The following is an 18290-nucleotide window of genomic DNA, read 5'->3' as shown; positions in this document are numbered from 1 at the left end:
ACGACGAGCCTGAAGCATGCGACGCACTTCAAGCGCAATGCCGAGGCCGGCATGGTGATGGTCAACCTGCCGACGGCGGGCGTCGACTTCCACGTCCCCTTCGGCGGCCGCAAGGGTTCCTCCTACGGCCCGCGCGAACAGGGCAAGTACGCCAACGAGTTCTACACCACAGTCAAGACCGCCTATACGCTGGCGTGACCGCGCCGGCCTGACACATTGCCCCGGCACTGGCGCCGGGGCGGCTCTCTCAAGGACTACGACAGATGAAGAAGAAAGCGGAATGGCCGCGCAGGCTGAGGTCGCAGGAGTGGTACGGCGGCACGAGCCGCGACGTGATCTATCACCGCGGCTGGATGAAGAACCAGGGATATCCGCACGACCTGTTCGACGGGCGTCCGGTGATCGGCATCCTCAATACCTGGTCGGATCTGACGCCCTGCAACGGCCATCTGCGCGAACTCGCCGAGAAGGTGAAGGCGGGCGTCTGGGAGGCCGGCGGCTTCCCGGTCGAGGTGCCGGTGTTCTCGGCTTCCGAAAACACCTTCCGCCCGACGGCGATGATGTACCGCAACCTCGCAGCCCTCGCGGTCGAGGAAGCGATCCGCGGCCAGCCGATGGACGGCTGCGTGCTGATGGTCGGCTGCGACAAGACCACGCCGTCGCTCCTGATGGGTGCCGCCTCCGTCGACCTGCCCTCGATCGTCGTCACCGGCGGGCCGATGCTGAACGGCTATTTCCGCGGTGAGCGCGTCGGCTCGGGCACGCATCTGTGGAAGTTCTCCGAGATGGTGAAGGCCGGTGAGATGACCCAGGCCGAGTTCCTCGAGGCCGAGGCCTCGATGAGCCGCTCGACGGGCACCTGCAACACGATGGGCACCGCCTCCACCATGGCCTCCATGGCCGAGGCGCTCGGCATGGCGCTGTCCGGCAACGCCGCGATCCCCGCGGTCGATTCCCGCCGCAAGGTGATGGCGCAGATGACCGGCCGGCGGATCGTCCAGATGGTCAAGGACGACCTCAAGCCCTCCGACGTCCTGACGAAGCAGGCCTTCGAGAACGCCATCCGCACCAATGCGGCGATCGGCGGCTCGACCAATGCCGTCATCCACCTTCTCGCGATCGCCGGCCGCGTCGGCATCGACCTGACGCTGGACGACTGGGACCGCTGCGGCCGCGACGTGCCGACCATCGTCAACCTGATGCCGTCCGGCAAGTACCTGATGGAAGAGTTCTTCTACGCCGGCGGCCTGCCGGTGGTGCTGAAGCGGCTCGGCGAGGCCGGCCTTCTGCACAAGGATGCGCTGACGGTGTCCGGCGAAGTCATGTGGGACGAGGTCAAGGACGTCGTCAACTGGAACGAGGACGTGATCCTGCCGGCCGAAAAGGCGCTGACGCAGTCGGGCGGCATCGTCGTCGTGCGCGGCAATCTCGCGCCGAAGGGCGCGGTGCTGAAGCCGTCGGCCGCCTCCGAGCATCTGCTCGTCCACCGGGGCAGGGCGGTCGTGTTCGAGGACATCGACGACTACAAGGCCAAGATCAACGACGACGCTCTCGACATCGACGAGACCTGCGTCATGGTCATGAAGAACTGCGGGCCGAAGGGCTATCCCGGCATGGCCGAGGTCGGCAACATGGGGCTTCCGCCGAAGGTGCTCAAGAAGGGCATCACCGACATGGTGCGCATCTCCGATGCCCGCATGTCCGGCACCGCCTACGGCACCGTCGTCCTGCACACCTCGCCGGAAGCCGCCGTCGGCGGGCCGCTTGCGGTGGTGAAGAACGGCGACATGATCGAGCTGGACGTGCCGAACCGGCGCCTGCATCTCGACATTTCCGACGAAGAATTGGCGCGGCGGCTTTCCGAATGGAAGCCGAACCACGAACTGCCGACGTCCGGCTATGCCTGGCTGCACCAGCAGCATGTCCAGGGCGCCGACACCGGCGCCGACCTCGACTTCCTCAAGGGATGTCGCGGAAGCGCGGTCGGCAAGGACAGCCATTGAGGCCTTTGCTCAGGAGCCGAAACGGTAAATAGGTGAAGAGGCGGGGCATGGTCCCGCCTCTTTTTTTATCGCCCGTTGACCGTTGGACACCGCCTTCCGATCTCCGCGCAATGTCGCCGGGATGGTAACCGTGGCGCGCCGGGATGAGCCGTTTCCGACGGACCGAGGCGCCGGCTCTGCCCGATACCGTTGCCGTGGCCGCAGCGGACCTCAGCTCTGCAGGGCCCAGTCCGCGACTTGCCAGCGCATCTGCCCGCGGTCGGAGACGACACGGCCGAGCCCCGGGAAGGGCATGTGCGTGGCCGCGATGAGTGCGCCTTCCGAGGCGGCCAGAGGGAAAAAGCGGTCGCGCATGGCTTTTGCCGCTTCCGGGTCCTGCTCGAACAGGAAGAACACATCGGTCGCCCCGGGATGCACGACCGGGAAGATCATGTCCGACACCATGATGAGGCTCTGCCCGCCATCTTCGATCCGCACGCCGATATGGCCGGGGGTATGGCCGGTGAGGTCGACGATGGAGACGCCCGGCACGATCTCCCGCTCGCCGTCGATCGCCTGGAGTTTCGGGTAGAGGCGGACGACGTCGCCGGCCATCTGGAAGCTGGTCTGCAGATAATCGGGCGCGCCGCTGCGCTTGGCCGGGTCGGTCCAGTGGGTGACGTCGCGACGATCGACGTAGAGTTCCGCGTTGGGGTAGTTGTTCTTGCCCCCGAGGATCAGGCCGCCCATGTGGTCCTGATGCATGTGCGTCACGATTACCGCATCGATCTGGTCGGGCTGCAGGCCGAGCGCGGAGAGTGCCTGCGGCAGTGCGCCCGTCTCGCCGATCGAGCCTGCCGGGCCGGCGTCGATCAGGATGCGGCGCTCGCCGTCCTCGACGAGATACTGGTTGAAGAGGAACCGCACGCCGCTTTTCCGGGCGGTGAACTGCGCGGTTGCCGCCTGCTCGACCTCGGCGGCGGTGCGTCCCGGAAAATAGTCGTAGGGCATATCGGCATACCCGTCGGTCAGGGCCGTCACCGTGAAGCGGCCGATGCGGATCTGCGCCAGCGGCGTCACGCTGACCGGCGTGTTGGCGGCCGCCTGGGCCGCGGCAAGGGCGGGCGCAGGCGTGCCGCCGATCAGGCCTCCCCCGAGGAGGCCCAGAGGAAGGGCGCTGACAAAGGCGCGACGTCGAAGTTGAGGCATGACACGTTCCTCCGGATCGTTGGACATAGGGGGCAGCGGCGTCCCCGAGACGACGTGAACGCTATGATATCCACAACCGGTGGGGTACCCTGCAATCCAGGGAGCTTTCCTCTCAAATTCCGGAAGGATCAGATGGACCGGTTCGAGGCAATGTCGGTGCTGCTCGCGGTGGTCGAGGCAGGCAGCCTCTCGGCTGCGGCGCGGCGTCTGCATGCACCGCTCGCGACCGTCAGCCGCAAGGTCGCCGAGCTCGAAAAGCACCTTGGTGTGCGTCTGGTCGTGCGCACCCGCCGCGGCCTCGCCGTGACGGAGGAGGGCCGCGCCTTCGTCGCCGCGTCACGTCGCATTCTGGAGGAACTGGACGCGGCGGAGCGGCAGGCCAGCGGCGATCACGGCGCGCTGCGCGGAGGACTGCACGTGACCGCGCCGATTGCCTTCGGCGAGCGCCATCTGCTGCCGATCGCGCTCGAGTTTCTGAAGGAGCACCCGGATATCGACCTGCGCCTGACCCTGGCCGACCGGCAGCTCAGTCTGGCGGATGAGCACGTCGATGTGGCCGTGCGGATCGGGCATCTGGCGGACAGCGCGCTGATCGCAACGCGCGTGGGCGCCGTCCGCCGGGTAATCTGTGCGAGCCCGGACTATCTCGCCCGTCGAGGCGTGCCGCTTCAGCCGGAAGGCCTCGCGCAGCATGACGGCATCAGCTTCCAGGGCTTCGCAACCGCCCCGGAATGGCGCTACCGCCGGGACGGCGCGGCCTTTGCTGTCGAGCCGCGCTCCAGGCTCGCGGTCAACACGACGGAGGCCGCCATTCAGGCCGCAATGGCCGGTATCGGCATTATCCGCGTGCTGTCCTACCAGATCTCCGATCAGTTGCGCTCCGGCGCACTGCAAGAAGTGCTGGCCGAGTTCGCACCGGAGCCGCTGCCGGTGACCGTCGTCCACGGACCAGCCGATCCCCTGCCGCTGCGGGTGCGGTGCTTCCTCGACTGGATCGCGCCCCGCCTCCGCGCGCAGATGGCGCATTAGCTAGCATCCACGCCATACATGCTGCGCGGTAGACGGCTTCGCATCAGGGCCATCATGCGATGACGGGCCCGGCTCAGCTCTGGCTCTGCGACTGGCCCTGCCCCGTCGCCTCGACCCTGATCGCGACGCTCATCGTCTCCGCGGCCCGTCCGAGCACAAGGCCCGAGACGGGGGCGGCGTCGCTGTAGCAGAGGCCTGTCGCCAGCCGCACGTAGCGGTCGTCGGGGCAGATGTCGTTGGCGGCATCGAAGCCGATCCATCCGAGGCCCTGGATGTGGACGTCGGCCCAGGCATGGCTGGCGGTCTGGTCCGTCTGGTCGTCCATCAGCAGGTAGCCGGAGACGTAGCGGGCCGGCAGGCCGAGCACGCGGGCGGCTGCGATCATCACGTGGGCGTGGTCCTGGCAGACGCCGGATCCCTTCTCCAGCGCGCGCTCGGCGGTGGTATCGGCGGCGGTCTCGCCGGCCTTGTAGTCGATCGCCTTGTGGATCAGCCCCATCATCGCATGCATGCGGGCGAGCTCGTTTTCGCCGTCGGTGGCGCGGGCGAGTTCGCGCACGAGCCGGCCGGGCTTGGTCAGCGCCGTCTCGCGCAGGTAGAGCCAGAGCGGAACGAAGCCCTGATGGGCGCCGAAGACGCCGGCGCGGTCTTCCGTGTCGACCTCGCCCTCGGCGACGATGCGGATCGTCGTCTGGTCCGCATTCGTGCTGACGAGATCGACGTGATTGCCGAAATGGTCGGCGTAGCCCACCTCCACATGCGCGCCGTGCACGGTCGTCCGCCAGTCGCGGACGGTCTGCCCGGGCTGGGTTTTCGGGGTCAGCCGCAGGCGTTGCAGCGAGTACTGTACCGGCTCGTCATAGGTATAGACGGAGGTATGGTTGATCTTCAGCCGCATCTTCAAGTCCCCTGCTGCGCAAACGCTACTGATAGAAGCGGTAGCCGTCGGCGATCTCCTGCCCCAGCCTGTTGTTCTGGACGATGAATTCCTCGATGAACTCGTGCAGCCCCTGGTCCATGACGTCTTCCATCGTCCGGTTCTGCAGAAGCGTCAGCGTCGTCGACGCGGTCTCGTGGGCGGCGTGGGTCTCGCCGTAGGTCTGGCCGAGGAAGCAGAGGTTGCTGACGATCTTCTCGTAGCTGAAGGCGAGCGAACGCGGCATGCGCGCGTTCAGGATGAGGAAATGGGCGATGTTGGACGGCGTGTACTCGCCGTCGTAGACCCAGCCGTAGGAGCGGTGGGCGGAGACCGACCGCAGGATCGATTCCCACTGCATGTTGTCCAGCGACGAGCCGACCTGCGAGATCGCCGGAAGCAGCACATAGTACTTCACGTCGAGGATGCGTGCGGTGTTGTCGGCGCGCTCGATGAAGGTGCCGATGCGGGCGAAGTTGTAGATGTCGTCGCGCAGCATGGTGCCGTGGAAGGCGCCGCGGATCAGGCCGGCCCGCCGCTTGATCGTCTCGATGATCTCCGGCAGGTCGGTGGAGCGCGCCTTGCGGGCGAGCACGTGCCTGAGCTCGATCCAGCATTCGTTGACCGCTTCCCAGGTCTCCCGCGTCAGCGCCGTGCGCACCATGCGGGCATTGTTGCGGGCGGCCTCGATGCAGGACATCACGCTGGAGGCATTGTTCTTGTCGCGCAGCAGGTAGTCGACCGCATCCATGCTCGAAAGTGCGGTGTGGGTCTTGTCGTAGTCCTCGCGCACGCCGGCGCTCTGCAGGACGCCGTCCCAGTCGTCGTCGCGGCTGTCGCTGCGGGTGAGCGACATGCGCAGGCCGGCATCGATCAGGCGGGCGGTGTTTTCCGCCCGCTCGATGTAGCGGAACATCCAGTAAAGTCCGTTTGCGGTTCTGCCCAGCATGGCGCTCAGTCCTCCAGAACCCAGGTGTCCTTGGTGCCGCCGCCCTGGCTCGAATTGACCACGAGCGATCCGGCCTTGAGCGCCACGCGCGTCAGGCCGCCGGGAATGATCTGCACCTTGTCGGACACGAGCACGTAGGGGCGAAGGTCGACGTGGCGTGGCGCCACGCCCTTGTTGACCAGGATGGGCACGGTGGAGAGCGACAGCGTCGGCTGGGCGATGTAGCTGCCCGGCCTGCTCTTCAGCTTGTCGGCGAACAGCGCGCGCTCCCGCTTCGTCGCCGTCGGGCCGACCAGCATGCCGTAGCCGCCGGATCCGTGCACCTCCTTCACCACCAGTTCTTCCAGGTGCTCCAGCACGTATTGCAGGCTGTCGGGCTCCGAACAGCGCCAGGTCGGCACGTTCTCCAGGATTGCCTTGCGGCCGGTGTAGAACTCGACGATCTCCGGCATGTAGGAATAGATCGCCTTGTCGTCGCAGATGCCGGTGCCGGGCGCGTTGGCGATGGTGATGTTGCCGGCGCGGTAGACGTCCATGATGCCGGGAATGCCCAGCGCGGATTCGGGGCGGAAGGTGAGGGGATCGAGGAAGTCGTCGTCGACGCGGCGGTAGAGCACGTCGATCGCCTCGTAGCCGCGGGTGGTGCGCATCTTCACCTTGCCGTCGATGACGCGCAGGTCGGAACCTTCCACCAGTTCCACGCCCATCTGGTCCGCCAGGAAGGCATGCTCGTAATAGGCGGAATTGTAGATTCCGGGCGTGAGGACCGCGACGCGCGGCCGGCCGCTGCAGCCGGGCGGGGCCAGCGAGGCGAGGCTCTGGCGCAGCAGGTTCGGGTAGTTCTGGACCGGGCGGACCTTGTTCTGGTGGAACAGTTCCGGAAACATCTGCATCATGGTTTCGCGGTTTTCCAGCATGTAGCTGACACCTGACGGCGTGCGCGCATTGTCCTCCAGCACGTAGAACTGGTCTTCGCCGGTGCGCACGATGTCGGTGCCGACGATATGGGTATAGACGCCGCCCGGCGGCTTGAAGCCGATCATCTGCGGCAGGAAAGCCTCGTTCTTCTCGATCAGCTGGCGCGGGAGGCGACCGGCGCGGATGATCTCCTGCTTGTGGTAGATGTCGTCGAGGAAGGCGTTGAGCGCGATCACCCGCTGCTCGATGCCCTGGGCCAGCTTGCGCCACTCGCGGCCGGAAATGATGCGGGGGATGAGATCGAAGGGGATGAGCTTTTCGGAGCTATCCGCGTGGCCGTAGACGGCGAAGGTGATGCCGGTCTTGCGGAAGATGTTCTCGGCGTCCCGGGACTTGGCGATCAGGCGGGCCCGATCCTGACTGGAATACCATTCGTGGTAGTCTTTGTATGGACGGCGCGGGCTCATGTCCGCATTCATCATTTCGTCAAATGCCAACGGCGTGTTCCCCAATTTTCTCGCCATTTGAGTACAACGTCATGTGCAATGCAAGAACCGTGCACAATCGGCATGCAAAAATCTGGCGGGCGCAAACAAGCGGCAATTGCATGCTTTCGGTTCCGCGGGGGCAGCCTGCCGTTACGCCTTCTTCCTGCACTGACGCCTCCGTTGCCGGCGGCAGTGGCCTGAATTGCCCAATAAAAATGCAAATGCCGCCGGCGCAACGCGGCTGAACCTAACGATCAAGAATATTGCTTTGACCATCAGGCGGCGTCGCCCTATCGCTGGCGCCTTCGATCCCGCAAGGCAGCCCGCAGCCCCATGACACGCGAATGACCCTCGACCGCATTGCTCCGGCCCTCTTCGTGCTGCTCTGGTCCTCCGGCTGGGTGGCGGCAAAATATGGCGGCATCTATTCCGATCCGCTGACCTTCCTCGTCGTGCGCTATGTCACCGCCGCCCTCCTCTTCGCCGCGGTCTGCTGGCTGGCCGGCGTGCGGTGGCCGAGGGGACAGTCGACGGTCATGCACGCGGTGATCTCGGGCGCCTTCCTGCACGGCTTCTATCTCGGGACGGTCTGGTGGGCGATCGCGCACGGCGTGCCGGCCGCGCTTTCGGGCATCATCGCCGCATTGCAGCCGCTGATGACGGCGCTGGCGGCGCCTTATTTCATCGGCGAGAGGCTGTCGCCGCTGCAGAAGGGCGGCATCTGTCTCGGCTTTGCCGGCGTCGCAATCGCCGTCCTGCCGAAGCTTCTCGGCACGGGACATTCGGAGATCCCGGTGTTCCCGGTGGTCATGAACGTGGTCGGCATGATCTCGGTGACCTACGGCACGATCTACCAGAAGCAGCACCTGCAGACCGGCGACCTCAGGGCGATCGCAACGCTGCAATATGTCGGTGCGGCTGCCGTCACGCTGCCATTCGCGCTGGCGCTGGAGCCGTTCCGCGTGGAGCTGTCCTTCGGCTTCGTGGCGCTTTTGCTCTGGTCGGTGGTCGGCATCTCGATGGGGGCGATCCTGCTGCTGCTCTATCTTCTGCGTCGCGGCCAGGTGTCGCGCGCCGCCTCGCTGATCTACCTGGTGCCGCCGCTCGCCGCCGTCCAGGCCGCCGTCATCTTCGGCGAGGAACTGACGCTGCCGATGATCCTCGGCACCCTCGTCGTCGTCGCCGGCGTCTATCTCGCCAACCGCAAGGACCGGCAGACGGTGTCGGCGGAATAGGACGGCGATGGCAGGTCAGGTGGGCCGCCACCGGCAATTGCAGTCGCGGCGAAATTAGGTACTCTGCGGCGGCCGGATGCCGCATCCGGACGATCGCCGGTGTCCGGCCGGCGGTGGGGGTGGAGCCTATCCGGACGGGGGAGCCGACATGGTTGGAACGACCGTATTTGCGTTTGCACTCGTTGCCTTCATCGGGATCACGACACCGGGACCAACGGTGCTGCTCGCGCTTTCGAACGGATCGCGCTTCGGGGTGCAGCGTGCCTGCCTCGGCATGGTCGGTGCGGTGCTGTCGGACTTCGTGCTGATCGGTGCGGTCGCGCTCGGCCTCGGGGCGCTGCTTGCCGCGTCCGAATTCTGGTTTTCGGTCGTCAAGTGGCTCGGCGCCGGCTATCTCGCCTTCCTCGGCGTCATGCTCCTTCGTTCGAAGGGCACGCTCGACGCCGCGCTGCAGCCGGTGGACGGCACAACAGACACCGGGACGTCCCGGTCGATCTTCCTCAAGAGCTTCCTCGTCGCGGTGACGAACCCGAAGGGCTATCTGTTCTTCTCGGCCTTCCTGCCGCAGTTCATCGATCCGGCGGCGGCGCAGGCCCAGCAATACCTGGTGCTTGCGATCGTCTTTGCCGGCATCGATTTCATCGTCATGTTCGGCTACGCGCTTTTGGGTGCGCAGGCGGTCCGGATGCTGCGCCGGTCGGGCGCCGTCTGGCTCGACCGGATCTGCGGCGGCGCGCTGCTGGCGCTTGCCGGATCGCTGGCCCTCTATCGGCGGGCAGGGGCGTAGAGGCGGGCCTCGCCAAATGAAAACGGCGGGCCGAAGCCCGCCGCAATTCCGTTCACTTCGCAGCGTGTGCCGCACTCAGGCCTGTTCGCGGCGCTTGCCGTTCTGGCGGCGCGACTGGCCGTTGCGGTTGCCGCTGTTCTGGCCGGGGCGGCCGCCGGCATGGTTGCGGTTGCGGCCATCGGCGTGCTTCTGGTCGGGGCGGCCCGGTGCGTGCCGGTTCTGTCCCGTGCCGTCGTGGCCGGCAGCATCCGGACGGCGGTCCTGCCGCTTCTGCGGACGGTCGGAGAAGCCGCGGTCGACGATCTGGCCATCGCCGCGTTCGCCGGCCTGCGCGCGATGCTCGCTGCGCTGCTGGCCGCCGCGGGCGCCCTGGCCCTGCGGACGGGCGGGACGGCCCTGACCGCCACGCTGGCCGCCGCGACCCTTGCGCGACTTGCCGCCGGGACCGGGAAGGTCGACGGGCGGCTCGCCGCTGGCAACGGCGATCGAAATGCCCATCAGCTTCTCGATGTCGCGCAGCAGGCGGATGTCGTCCGGTGCGCAGAAGGCGATCGCAATGCCGTCGCGGCCGTTGCGGGCGGTGCGGCCGATGCGGTGGACATAGGCGTCGGGGACTTCCGGCAGATCGTAGTTGTAGACGTGGGTGACGCCGGGGATGTCGATGCCGCGGGCGGCGACGTCGGTCGCCACGAGAACGCGGATCTCGCCGTCACGGAAGGCCTTCAGCGCGCGCTCGCGCTGGCCCTGGCTCTTGTTGCCGTGGATCGAGGCGGCCTTGAAGCCGACGTGGTCGAGATGCTTCATCAGCTTCTCGGCGCCGTGCTTGGTGCGCGAGAAGATCAGCGACAGGCCGTCCGGATTGTCCGTCAGCGTCTGGCGGAGGATCTGGGTCTTGTGGTCCTTGCCGGGGACGAAGTGGACATACTGCTCGACCTTGTCGGCAGCCTTGCCCGGAGGGGTCACCTCGACCTTCTGCGGGTTGGTCAGGTATTCGCCGGCGAGTTCGGCGATCAGCTTCGGCATGGTCGCGGAGAAGAGCAGCGTCTGGCGGTTCTTCGGCACGAGCTTTGCGATCTTGCGCAGGTCGTGGATGAAGCCGAGGTCGAGCATCTGGTCGGCCTCGTCGAGGACGAGGTAGCGGCCCTGCGTCAGCGTCACCGCCTTGCGGGAGACGAGGTCGAGCAGGCGGCCGGGGGTGGCGACGAGGATATCGGTGCCGCGCTCCAGCATCTGCTGCTGCTTGTTGATGGAGGCGCCGCCGACGACGGTGACGACGCGCAGCGGCGTCTTTTTGACGAAGTCGCGCAGGTTGTCGGCGATCTGGTTGACGAGTTCGCGGGTCGGGGCGAGCACGAGGGCACGGATGTTCCTCGGGTCGGGGCGGCGGCCTTCGGCGAGCAGCCGCTCGATCATCGGCAGGCCAAAGGCGGCGGTCTTGCCGGTGCCGGTCTGGGCGAGGCCGATCAGATCGTTGCCGGCAAGCACCAGCGGGATCGCCTTCTCCTGGATCGGGGTCGGCTTGTCGAAGCCGAGCGCTTCCAGCGCAGACAGAACGTTCTTCGACAGACCGAGGTCATGAAAAGTGGTCAAAGCAATAGCCTTTCGGGGCGCCAAACGCATCGCACGGAGCGGCTCCATTGCCGATCCGGTACCGTCTGGCGTCAAGAACCCCGCGTGAATTGGGAACTTGTGGGTTGATAGAGGCGTCTGGCGCAGTTTCCCGCCGGGTGGCGGCACAATTTCTCTTGCGCTCTTCCTTCTTCCGCAGTCCAATCAGGGACTGTGCAGGGCTCGCTCACGCGGCGGCCGGAAGGATTACACAGGCCCCATGTCGTGCTTTTCAACCTGAAAGTCAAGCGCGAGTTTTCGCAGGTGCAACATGGCTGCCGTTCCGGACGCGCAAGGAACCTCGACCCAAGGCTCGCGTTGCCCTCATAGGATGCACCCGCCGGAGGCATCCCGAGGCCGCAGCATCAGGTGCTGCCGCCGGCAACCGCCAAAGGAGTGAAAAGCATGACGACCACTTGGATCCTCGCCGCCGACGGAAACCAGGCCCGCCTGTTGAAGGGCGTGAATTTCCTCAAGGAAGACAGGCGCAGCCCCGAACAGGAGGTCTTCAAGAGCGAACCGAAGAAAGTGCAGGACATCATGACGGACAGGCCGGGGCGCAGCTATTCCTCGCACGGGCCGGGGCGCTCGGCGATGGAATACACGACCGATCCCGTGCGCGACGAACAGCAGCGCTTCACCGCGGAAGTGGCCCAGAAGCTGGAGGGCTATGCCGATGCCGGCGCCTTCGACCGGCTGATCGTCTGCGCCGCGCCGCAGACGCTCGGCGACCTGCGCGCCATGCTCGGCGCCAGATGCCGTGAAAAGACCACGGCGGAGATCGACAAGGACTTCACCAACCTGCCGACGGACAAGCTCGTCTCGTCGGTGCGCTCGATCATGTTCGACTAGAGTCTGTCAGCTTCATACTGAAGCAGTCAGACTCTCGCATTCCTTGTTATCGTTTGTCTTTTCGGGAAAACCGGTCTCCACTTTTCCCTGACAAACTCAAGGACGGCTTCAGGGCGGGGCGGCGCGTGTCGTCCCGCCCGCTGTGCCGGCCGGCAGACCTACCTCCATTGCACGAATTGCCGGCCCCCGGAGCCGATTGCTATAGTCCGCGCTTTCTTGGAGAGCATCATCCCATGCGACCGCAAAGCGCCTTCGCCGCGACCGTGCTGTTGTGCTGTCCCGCGGTCTTCGCAGCTGAAATCGCCCGCGCGGAGGCGCCGGTCGAGCGCGGACAGTATCTGGCCCAGTTCGGCGGCTGCAACGACTGTCACTCGCCCGGATATTTCTTCGGCAAGACGACGCCCGAGACCTATCTCTCCGGCTCCGATGTCGGCTTCCAGATGCCGCAGGGGACCTTTGTCGGCCCGAACCTGACGCCGGACAAGACCGGCCTTGCCGACTGGAGCGAGGCGCAGATCGTCACGGCCCTGCAGACGGGCGTGCGGCCGGACGGGCGGATGCTGGCGCCGATCATGCCCTGGCACGCCTTCGCCAAGCTGACGAAGGAGGATGCGGCGGCGATCGCCGCCTTCCTCAAGTCGCTGAAGCCGGTTGAAAACAAGGTGCCGGGTCCGCTGGGGCCGGGTGAAAAGCCGACCTTCCCGGTGCTGACGATCATCTTTCCGGAAGGCACGTCGCCCAAGTGAAGGGCGAACGGCCGCGAGGCGGCGCGGCTCAGAAGTCCGTCGGCACGCCGCCTTCCTCCTTGCGCCTTGCCACGAAGGCGTCGAGTTCCTCTTCTACCGCCGGATCGATCGCGGGGCGCTCGTAGGTGTTCAGCTTCTCCTTGAACACGCGGTTGGCGTGGTCGTAGGTGGTCGGCCGGCCGGCCTCCGACCAGGTCTCGAAATTGCGCCAGTCCGACAGGATCGGGGCGTAGAAGGCGGTCTCGTAGCGGGCGAGCGTATGCGGCGTGCCGAAGAAGTGGCCGCCCGGCCCGACGTCGCGCACCGCATCGAGCCCCAGCGCATCGGGGCTGGTGTCCAGCGGTGCGAGGAACTCCGCCACCATCTGCAGCATGTCGACGTCGAGGATGAATTTCTCGAACGACGCGGTGAGCCCACCCTCGCTCCAGCCGGCGGAATGCATAATGAAATTGCCGCCGCCCTGCGTCAGCGCCCAGAGCGAAAACGCCGATTCGTAGGCGGCCTGCGCGTCGAAGGTGTTGGAGGCGCTGGTGTTGGACGTGCGGTAGGGAATGCCGTAGCGGCGCGCCAGTTGGCCGCCGGCGATCACGGCCTTCATGTATTCGGGGGTTCCGAAGGCGGGCGCGCCCGATTTCATGTCGACGTTGGAGGTGAAGCCGCCATACATCACCGGCGCGCCCTTGCGCACCATCTGGGTGAAGGCGATGCCGGCGAGCGCTTCGGCGTTCTGCTGGGTCAGCGCGCCTGCGACCGTGACCGGCGCCATGGCGCCGGCGAGCGTGAACGGGGTGACGACGACGACCTGGTTGCGCGACGACATCTCGATGATGCCCTGCAGCATCGGGCCGTCGAGCCTGAGCGGCGAGGAGGTGTTGATGATGGTGAAGAGCGAGGGTTCGCGCTCCATCTGCTCCATGGAGATGCCGCGGCCGATGCGGGCGATCTCGATGCCGTCGAGGTTGCGCTGGCGGCCGAGCGAATAGACGTGGAACACCTTGTCGGTGAGCTTCACCAGGTCGGAAAGGCAGTCGAGGTGGCGGACCGAGGCATGCAGGTCGACGGGCTCGACGGGATAGCCGCCGGTGGTGTGGATCACGTCGTAGGACTGGGCGAGCTTGACGAGCTTGCGGAAGTCCTCGTGATTGCCGGTGCGCCGGCCGCCTTCACGGTCGGCGACGAAGGGGGCGGATGCGACCTGCGCGAAGACGAGGTTGTCGCCGCCGATCTCGACGTTGCGCACCGGATTGCGGGCGTGCATCGTGAAGCCTGACGGCGCCTGCGCCACCATGTCCATGATCAGCCCGCGGTCGAAGCGGACGCGATCGGTGCCGGGGGTGACGTCGGCGCCCGCCGCCTTCATCCGCTCGCGCGCCTCGGGCAGGATGATGTCCATGCCGATCTCTTCGAGGATCGTCAGCGAGGCCTGGTGGATGGCCTCCACGGCGTCGTCCGAGAGCACGCTCGACGAGGCCATCGTGTTTCTGAGTTTGAGATATCGCGATCCCGTTGGCGCCGTCCTCTGCCGCTCGGCCCCGCGCCCCCCGGAGCGCCGGCGACGCTCGACGGGGCCCTCCGCGGCCTGAAGTCCGTGGTGCAAGTCCAGGTTCACGACTTCGCCCATGTTCCGCCCCGATTGCCGTTCAATTCGCAGGCGATCCTGCCATAGAATCGCGCCCGAGGACTGGCGATTTGCGACATGCCGCGCCTTGCGGAGAGGTGCGCGAATTTCCGCAATTTGCGGCTGTGAAGACGCAACCATACGGCGCAAGCAACCGTTTCTTAACCATCTGTTCAAGTCCTCCGTGCTAATCGCTGGAGACAGACTTCCTTCTGCCCCTTCTTGGAAAGCGCCGGCGTGGCTGACATACGAGACGATCTTTTGCTGGCCGCCCGCGAAGCGATCCGGGCGCAGAAATCGCCGGCTTACATCAAGAGCAGCGAGATGCGCTATCTCGCCGTCAACGACGCCTTCTGCACGCTCTTCGGCCTGTCGGAGAGCGAGGTCACGGGCCGCAGCGGCGAGGAGATCGGCGAGGGCGAGGGCCACGAGGACAGGAGCGAGCACGAGCGCCGCTGCCTCGTTTTCGGGAGCGACGAGACGGCCCGCTATCATCACGGGGAAAGCGGCTCCTCCTTCGTCATATCGATGCGGCGGCAGAAGCTGTCGCCCGCGCTTTCGATCGTGGTCGGAACCTTCCTGCCGGCGACGGAATCGCTTGCCAACCGCCTCGACGTGCTGGCGCAGGGCGCGGGCATCGCCTTCGCCGGTGCCCCGGAGGGTGCCCCTGTCGCCGGACTGCCGAAGGTCGTGGCCGAACCCGTGGCGGCCGACGCAAGCCCCGCCTCGGCGGAGAACCTGCTGGATGCGATCGGGACCGGCGTTGCGATCTACGACCGCGCCGACCGGCTGACCCACGCCAACCAGGTGATGCGCGCCTTCTACACCGCGCTTCTGGGCGAGGTCGCCGATGCGGACATCACCATGCGCGCGCTGCTGGAGGCGCTGTACGAGGTCGAGGCGCCGGAGGAGGCGGCCGACGAAGGGGAGGGCGTCCGCGAGGACTGGATCCGGCGCCGGCTCGAGGAATACGAACTGCCGTTGTTCGAGCGCGTCAGCCGGACCGTTGCCGGCGGCTGGATGCGGCTCGTCACCCAGCGTCGCCCCGACGGCACGCTGGTGGCGCTGCGCTCCGACGTCACCGCGATGAAGGAGAACGAGAGCCGGTTGCGCCAGCAGGGGCAGGAGATCGGGCTCTACCGTGCGCTGCTCGACGAGTTGCCGGTGGCGACCTTCGTGCGCGACGAGAAGCAGCGGCTGGTGTTCGCCAACCGAGCCTTCCTCGAACTGACCGGGCTGGTCGCCGCCGACGTCATCGGCAAGACCACGCACGAGATGTTCCCCGACCAGGGCGAGGCGTTCCATGCCCAGAACCAGCGTGTTCTGGACGACGGTGAACTGGTGGAGATGGAAACCGAGTTCCATCTGGAGGGCGGTCAGGTCGTCCCGACCATCGCGCGCAGCTATCGGGTGATCTCCGCCGACAACCATAAATACCTGATCGGCTCGATTACCGACACCTCGATGCTGAAGCGGCGCGAGGAACAGCTGATCGAGGCGCGCCGGCAGGCGGAAGAGATCAAATCCGACCTGGAAAGCATCGTCGCCTCGCTGCATGTCGGCATCGTCGTGGTCGACGAGAATTCGACGATCGAGTTGGTCAACAGCGCCTTCGAAAGCCTGTGGGACGGCGCGCTGCCGGCGCTGACCGGAGAGCCCTTCGGCGCGCTGCTGCGGTTCAAGAAGGAACAGGGCGAGACGATCGGCACGGAGGCCGGCGTCTGCGACACCGATCATCAGGCCTGGCTCTGCCGGGTCCGCGACGGCGGGTTTCCGACGCGCGAGGTCGGCTATGCGAACGGCCGCACGCTGATCGAATCCGGGCAGCCGATATCGGGCGGACGCTGCCTGCTGACCTATATCGACATCACCGAGCGGCGCGAGCACGAGCGGGAGGTGCTGGAGACGCGCAGCGCGCTCGAGGAGGTCGGAAGCCTCGTCAAGGACGCCATGGCGGCGATGAGCCAGGGGCTGCTCATCATCGACAAGGACCGCGTCGAACTCGCCAACGAGGCGCTGCTGTCGATGGTGGACATCGCTCCCCACCTGCTCCGGCCCGGTGCGCTGGTGGCCGACATCATCGCCGATTGCCGCGAACGCGGCATCTACGGCTACTCCGGCGACCAGCGTGTCTCGATCGCGGACTTCCGCGAAACGCTGCTGCGCGACCGGAAGACCTCGATCACGCTTCTGAGCGGCAAGGGCAGCTGGCTGCAGATCGAGGCGCGGCCCACCGAGCACGGCCGGATCGTCTTTGTCTTCTCCGACATCAGCCGGTTGAAGGAACGCGAGGACGAGCTTCGCCGCCTCGTCGTCAGGGCGGAGACGGCCGACAAGGCGAAGTCCGAGTTCCTGGCCAATATGAGTCACGAGATCCGCACGCCGATGAACGGGGTGCTCGGCATGGCCGAGCTGCTGGCGAAATCGAACCTCGACACGCGCCAGAAAACCTTCATCGACATCATGGTGAAGTCCGGCAACGCGCTCTTGACGATCATCAACGACGTGCTCGACTTCTCCAAGATCGATGCGGGCCAGATGAGCCTGCGCAAGGCGCCGTTCAACCCGCTGGAGGCGGTGGAGGACGTGGCGACGCTGTTGGCGGCGAAGGCGGCCGAAAAGGACATCGAACTGGTGGTCCGGGGAGCGGCGGACATGCCCGCGGCGGTGCTCGGCGACGCCGGGCGCTTCCGCCAGATCGTGACCAACCTCGTCGGCAATGCGGTGAAGTTCACCGACCACGGGCACGTCCGCATCGACATGGCCGCGCAGGAGGCCGAAGACGGCAGGATCGACGTCACCCTGACGGTCGAGGACACCGGCACGGGCATTCCGGAAGACAAGCTCGCTTCGGTGTTCGAGAAGTTCTCGCAGGTCGATTCCTCCTCCACCCGCCGTCATGAGGGCACCGGCCTGGGTCTGGCGATCACCCATGGCCTGGTGACGCTCTTCGGCGGCTCGCTCTCGGTGGCGAGCACGGTCGGAAAGGGGTCCATCTTCACCGTGACCCTGCCGTTCGAGACCGACCAGCTCTCGGCGTCGAATGTGGCCGTGCCCGTCAACCTGCGCGGGGCGCGCATCCTCGTCGCCGACCGGAGCGAGGCGACGCGCACCGTCGCGCGCGAACTCTTGTCGGAGTGGGGCTTCGACGTCACCGCCGTGGCCAATGCCGAGGAAGCGCTGGCGCTGCTTTCGGCAGCCAGCGCCATCGACATCATGGTGGAGGCGGTCATCGTCGACCGCACCATCCGCGACGGCAACGGCCGCACGCTGATCGAGGCGATCCGCAAGGAGTTCCCCGAGACGGCGCTGATCGCCGTATCCACCCTCAGCGGCGCCTCGCCGCAGGGCGGGATGGAGGCGTTCGAGACCGAGGCGCACCTGATGAAGCCGGTGCGGGCCGGGCTGTTGCGCGAGGCGGTGTGCGAAGTGGTGCGGGCGGCACGCCGACGCGCATCCGGCCAGACCGGCCCGGAGGCCGAAGGCGGCATCGTCGTCAGCATCCGGCCGTCATCGCCTGCGGCTGCGGCCGCAGCGGAAGGGACCGTCGACGTGCTCGTCGCCGAGGACAACGAGGTCAACCAGTTGGTCTTCCGGCAGTTGCTGGAGGGGCTGGGGGTCGGCTACGAGGTGGTGGCCAACGGCGAGGAAGCCGTCCGGGCCTATCAGCGGCTGAAGCCGCGGGTGATCCTGATGGACGTGTCGATGCCGGTCATGAACGGCCACCAGGCGGCGCGGGCGATCCGCGACCTGGAGAAGGGGACGCGGGACCGCGTGCCGATCGTCGCGGTGACCGCGCATGTGCTCGACGGCGACCGGGAGAACTGCCTGGCGTCGGGGATGGACGACTACCTGACGAAACCGATCAGCACCGACCGGCTGGAGGAAATGCTGGGGCGCTGGATGGACCTTGCCGCATTGTCCGCCGGCCGCCGCTCCACGCTTCACTGACC

14 protein-coding genes are annotated in these 18290 nt (G+C 66.5%); 8 read left to right on the top strand and 6 right to left on the bottom strand.

Annotated features, from left to right (window positions below):
* On the top strand, positions 1-198 hold a 198-nt coding region (locus OCK02_RS18330; RefSeq protein ID WP_263814272.1), incomplete at its 5' end, for an aldehyde dehydrogenase family protein.
* A gap of 65 nt (positions 199-263) precedes the next feature.
* Positions 264-2003, top strand: a complete 1740-nt coding sequence (gene araD / locus OCK02_RS18325; protein ID WP_263814271.1) for an L-arabinonate dehydratase — start codon at positions 264-266, stop codon at positions 2001-2003.
* A 210-nt stretch (positions 2004-2213) separates the two neighbouring features.
* On the opposite strand, the gene OCK02_RS18320 is transcribed toward araD, so the two are convergent.
* Positions 2214-3191, bottom strand: coding sequence for an MBL fold metallo-hydrolase (locus OCK02_RS18320; RefSeq protein ID WP_263814270.1), 978 nt, complete (start codon positions 3189-3191; stop codon positions 2214-2216).
* A gap of 132 nt (positions 3192-3323) precedes the next feature.
* Between OCK02_RS18320 and OCK02_RS18315 the strand changes: the two genes are divergently transcribed.
* Positions 3324-4220, top strand: coding sequence for a LysR family transcriptional regulator (locus tag OCK02_RS18315; protein ID WP_263814269.1), 897 nt, complete (start codon positions 3324-3326; stop codon positions 4218-4220).
* Positions 4221-4293: 73 nt separating this feature from the next.
* Here the strand turns inward: OCK02_RS18315 and OCK02_RS18310 are convergent, their stop codons facing one another.
* From OCK02_RS18310 to OCK02_RS18300, 3 genes are read right to left on the bottom strand one after another with little or no spacing between them, the layout of a single operon-like run.
* Complete coding sequence (locus tag OCK02_RS18310) at positions 4294-5118, bottom strand: transglutaminase family protein (protein WP_263814268.1); 825 nt, start codon at positions 5116-5118, stop codon at positions 4294-4296.
* Positions 5119-5143: 25 nt separating this feature from the next.
* On the bottom strand, positions 5144-6085 hold the full coding sequence (locus tag OCK02_RS18305; RefSeq protein WP_263814267.1) for an alpha-E domain-containing protein: 942 nt from the start codon (positions 6083-6085) through the stop codon (positions 5144-5146).
* A 5-nt stretch (positions 6086-6090) separates the two neighbouring features.
* On the bottom strand, positions 6091-7485 hold the full coding sequence (locus tag OCK02_RS18300; protein ID WP_263814285.1) for a circularly permuted type 2 ATP-grasp protein: 1395 nt from the start codon (positions 7483-7485) through the stop codon (positions 6091-6093).
* Positions 7486-7835: 350 nt separating this feature from the next.
* On the opposite strand from OCK02_RS18300, the gene OCK02_RS18295 reads away from it, so the two are divergent.
* Together OCK02_RS18295 and OCK02_RS18290 are read left to right on the top strand one after the other, a co-directional pair.
* Positions 7836-8726: a DMT family transporter gene (locus OCK02_RS18295; RefSeq protein ID WP_263814266.1), complete on the top strand. Its 891-nt coding sequence runs from the start codon at positions 7836-7838 to the stop codon at positions 8724-8726.
* 148 nt (positions 8727-8874) lie between these two features.
* Positions 8875-9513, top strand: a complete 639-nt coding sequence (locus OCK02_RS18290; protein WP_263814265.1) for a LysE family translocator — start codon at positions 8875-8877, stop codon at positions 9511-9513.
* Between the two features lie 75 nt (positions 9514-9588).
* On the opposite strand, the gene OCK02_RS18285 is transcribed toward OCK02_RS18290, so the two are convergent.
* The gene (locus OCK02_RS18285; protein ID WP_230808033.1) at positions 9589-11103 is read right to left on the bottom strand and encodes a DEAD/DEAH box helicase; all 1515 of its coding nucleotides are present in this window, start codon (positions 11101-11103) and stop codon (positions 9589-9591) included.
* Positions 11104-11526: 423 nt separating this feature from the next.
* Here OCK02_RS18285 and OCK02_RS18280 point away from each other — a divergent pair, with 423 nt between their 5' ends.
* Together OCK02_RS18280 and OCK02_RS18275 are read left to right on the top strand one after the other, a co-directional pair.
* Positions 11527-11973 carry a host attachment protein gene (locus tag OCK02_RS18280; protein WP_263814264.1) on the top strand — a complete coding sequence of 149 codons (447 nt, stop codon included), beginning with the start codon at positions 11527-11529 and terminating at the stop codon, positions 11971-11973.
* Between the two features lie 233 nt (positions 11974-12206).
* A complete protein-coding gene (locus OCK02_RS18275) occupies positions 12207-12719 on the top strand; it encodes a c-type cytochrome (protein WP_263814263.1) in 513 nt (170 codons plus the stop codon).
* Between the two features lie 28 nt (positions 12720-12747).
* Here OCK02_RS18275 and OCK02_RS18270 read toward each other — a convergent pair whose 3' ends face one another.
* Complete coding sequence (locus tag OCK02_RS18270) at positions 12748-14340, bottom strand: trimethylamine methyltransferase family protein (RefSeq protein ID WP_263814262.1); 1593 nt, start codon at positions 14338-14340, stop codon at positions 12748-12750.
* A gap of 234 nt (positions 14341-14574) precedes the next feature.
* Between OCK02_RS18270 and OCK02_RS18265 the strand changes: the two genes are divergently transcribed.
* On the top strand, positions 14575-18288 hold the full coding sequence (locus OCK02_RS18265; protein ID WP_263814261.1) for a PAS-domain containing protein: 3714 nt from the start codon (positions 14575-14577) through the stop codon (positions 18286-18288).
* The last annotated feature ends 2 nt before the right edge of the window (positions 18289-18290 follow it).

The sequence above is a fragment of the Rhizobium sp. TRM96647 genome, assembly GCF_025780115.1.
Lineage (GTDB): Bacteria > Pseudomonadota > Alphaproteobacteria > Rhizobiales > Rhizobiaceae > Mycoplana.
Note: the sequence above shows the minus strand (reverse complement) of the source record. Positions and strands in the feature narration are given on the sequence as shown.

Bases quoted from the DNA above. Each gene is read 5' to 3' on its own strand.
- OCK02_RS18290 (WP_263814265.1), top strand. From the start codon at position 8,875: ATGGTTGGAACGACCGTATTTGCGTTTGCACTCGTTGCCTTCATCGGG.
- OCK02_RS18310 (WP_263814268.1), bottom strand. From the start codon at position 5,118: ATGCGGCTGAAGATCAACCATACCTCCGTCTATACCTATGACGAGCCG.
- OCK02_RS18300 (WP_263814285.1), bottom strand. From the start codon at position 7,485: ATGATGAATGCGGACATGAGCCCGCGCCGTCCATACAAAGACTACCAC.
- araD (WP_263814271.1), top strand. From the start codon at position 264: ATGAAGAAGAAAGCGGAATGGCCGCGCAGGCTGAGGTCGCAGGAGTGG.
- OCK02_RS18280 (WP_263814264.1), top strand. From the start codon at position 11,527: ATGACGACCACTTGGATCCTCGCCGCCGACGGAAACCAGGCCCGCCTG.
- OCK02_RS18270 (WP_263814262.1), bottom strand. From the start codon at position 14,340: ATGGGCGAAGTCGTGAACCTGGACTTGCACCACGGACTTCAGGCCGCG.
- OCK02_RS18315 (WP_263814269.1), top strand. From the start codon at position 3,324: ATGGACCGGTTCGAGGCAATGTCGGTGCTGCTCGCGGTGGTCGAGGCA.
- OCK02_RS18275 (WP_263814263.1), top strand. From the start codon at position 12,207: ATGCGACCGCAAAGCGCCTTCGCCGCGACCGTGCTGTTGTGCTGTCCC.
- OCK02_RS18305 (WP_263814267.1), bottom strand. From the start codon at position 6,085: ATGCTGGGCAGAACCGCAAACGGACTTTACTGGATGTTCCGCTACATC.
- OCK02_RS18320 (WP_263814270.1), bottom strand. From the start codon at position 3,191: ATGCCTCAACTTCGACGTCGCGCCTTTGTCAGCGCCCTTCCTCTGGGC.
- OCK02_RS18295 (WP_263814266.1), top strand. From the start codon at position 7,836: ATGACCCTCGACCGCATTGCTCCGGCCCTCTTCGTGCTGCTCTGGTCC.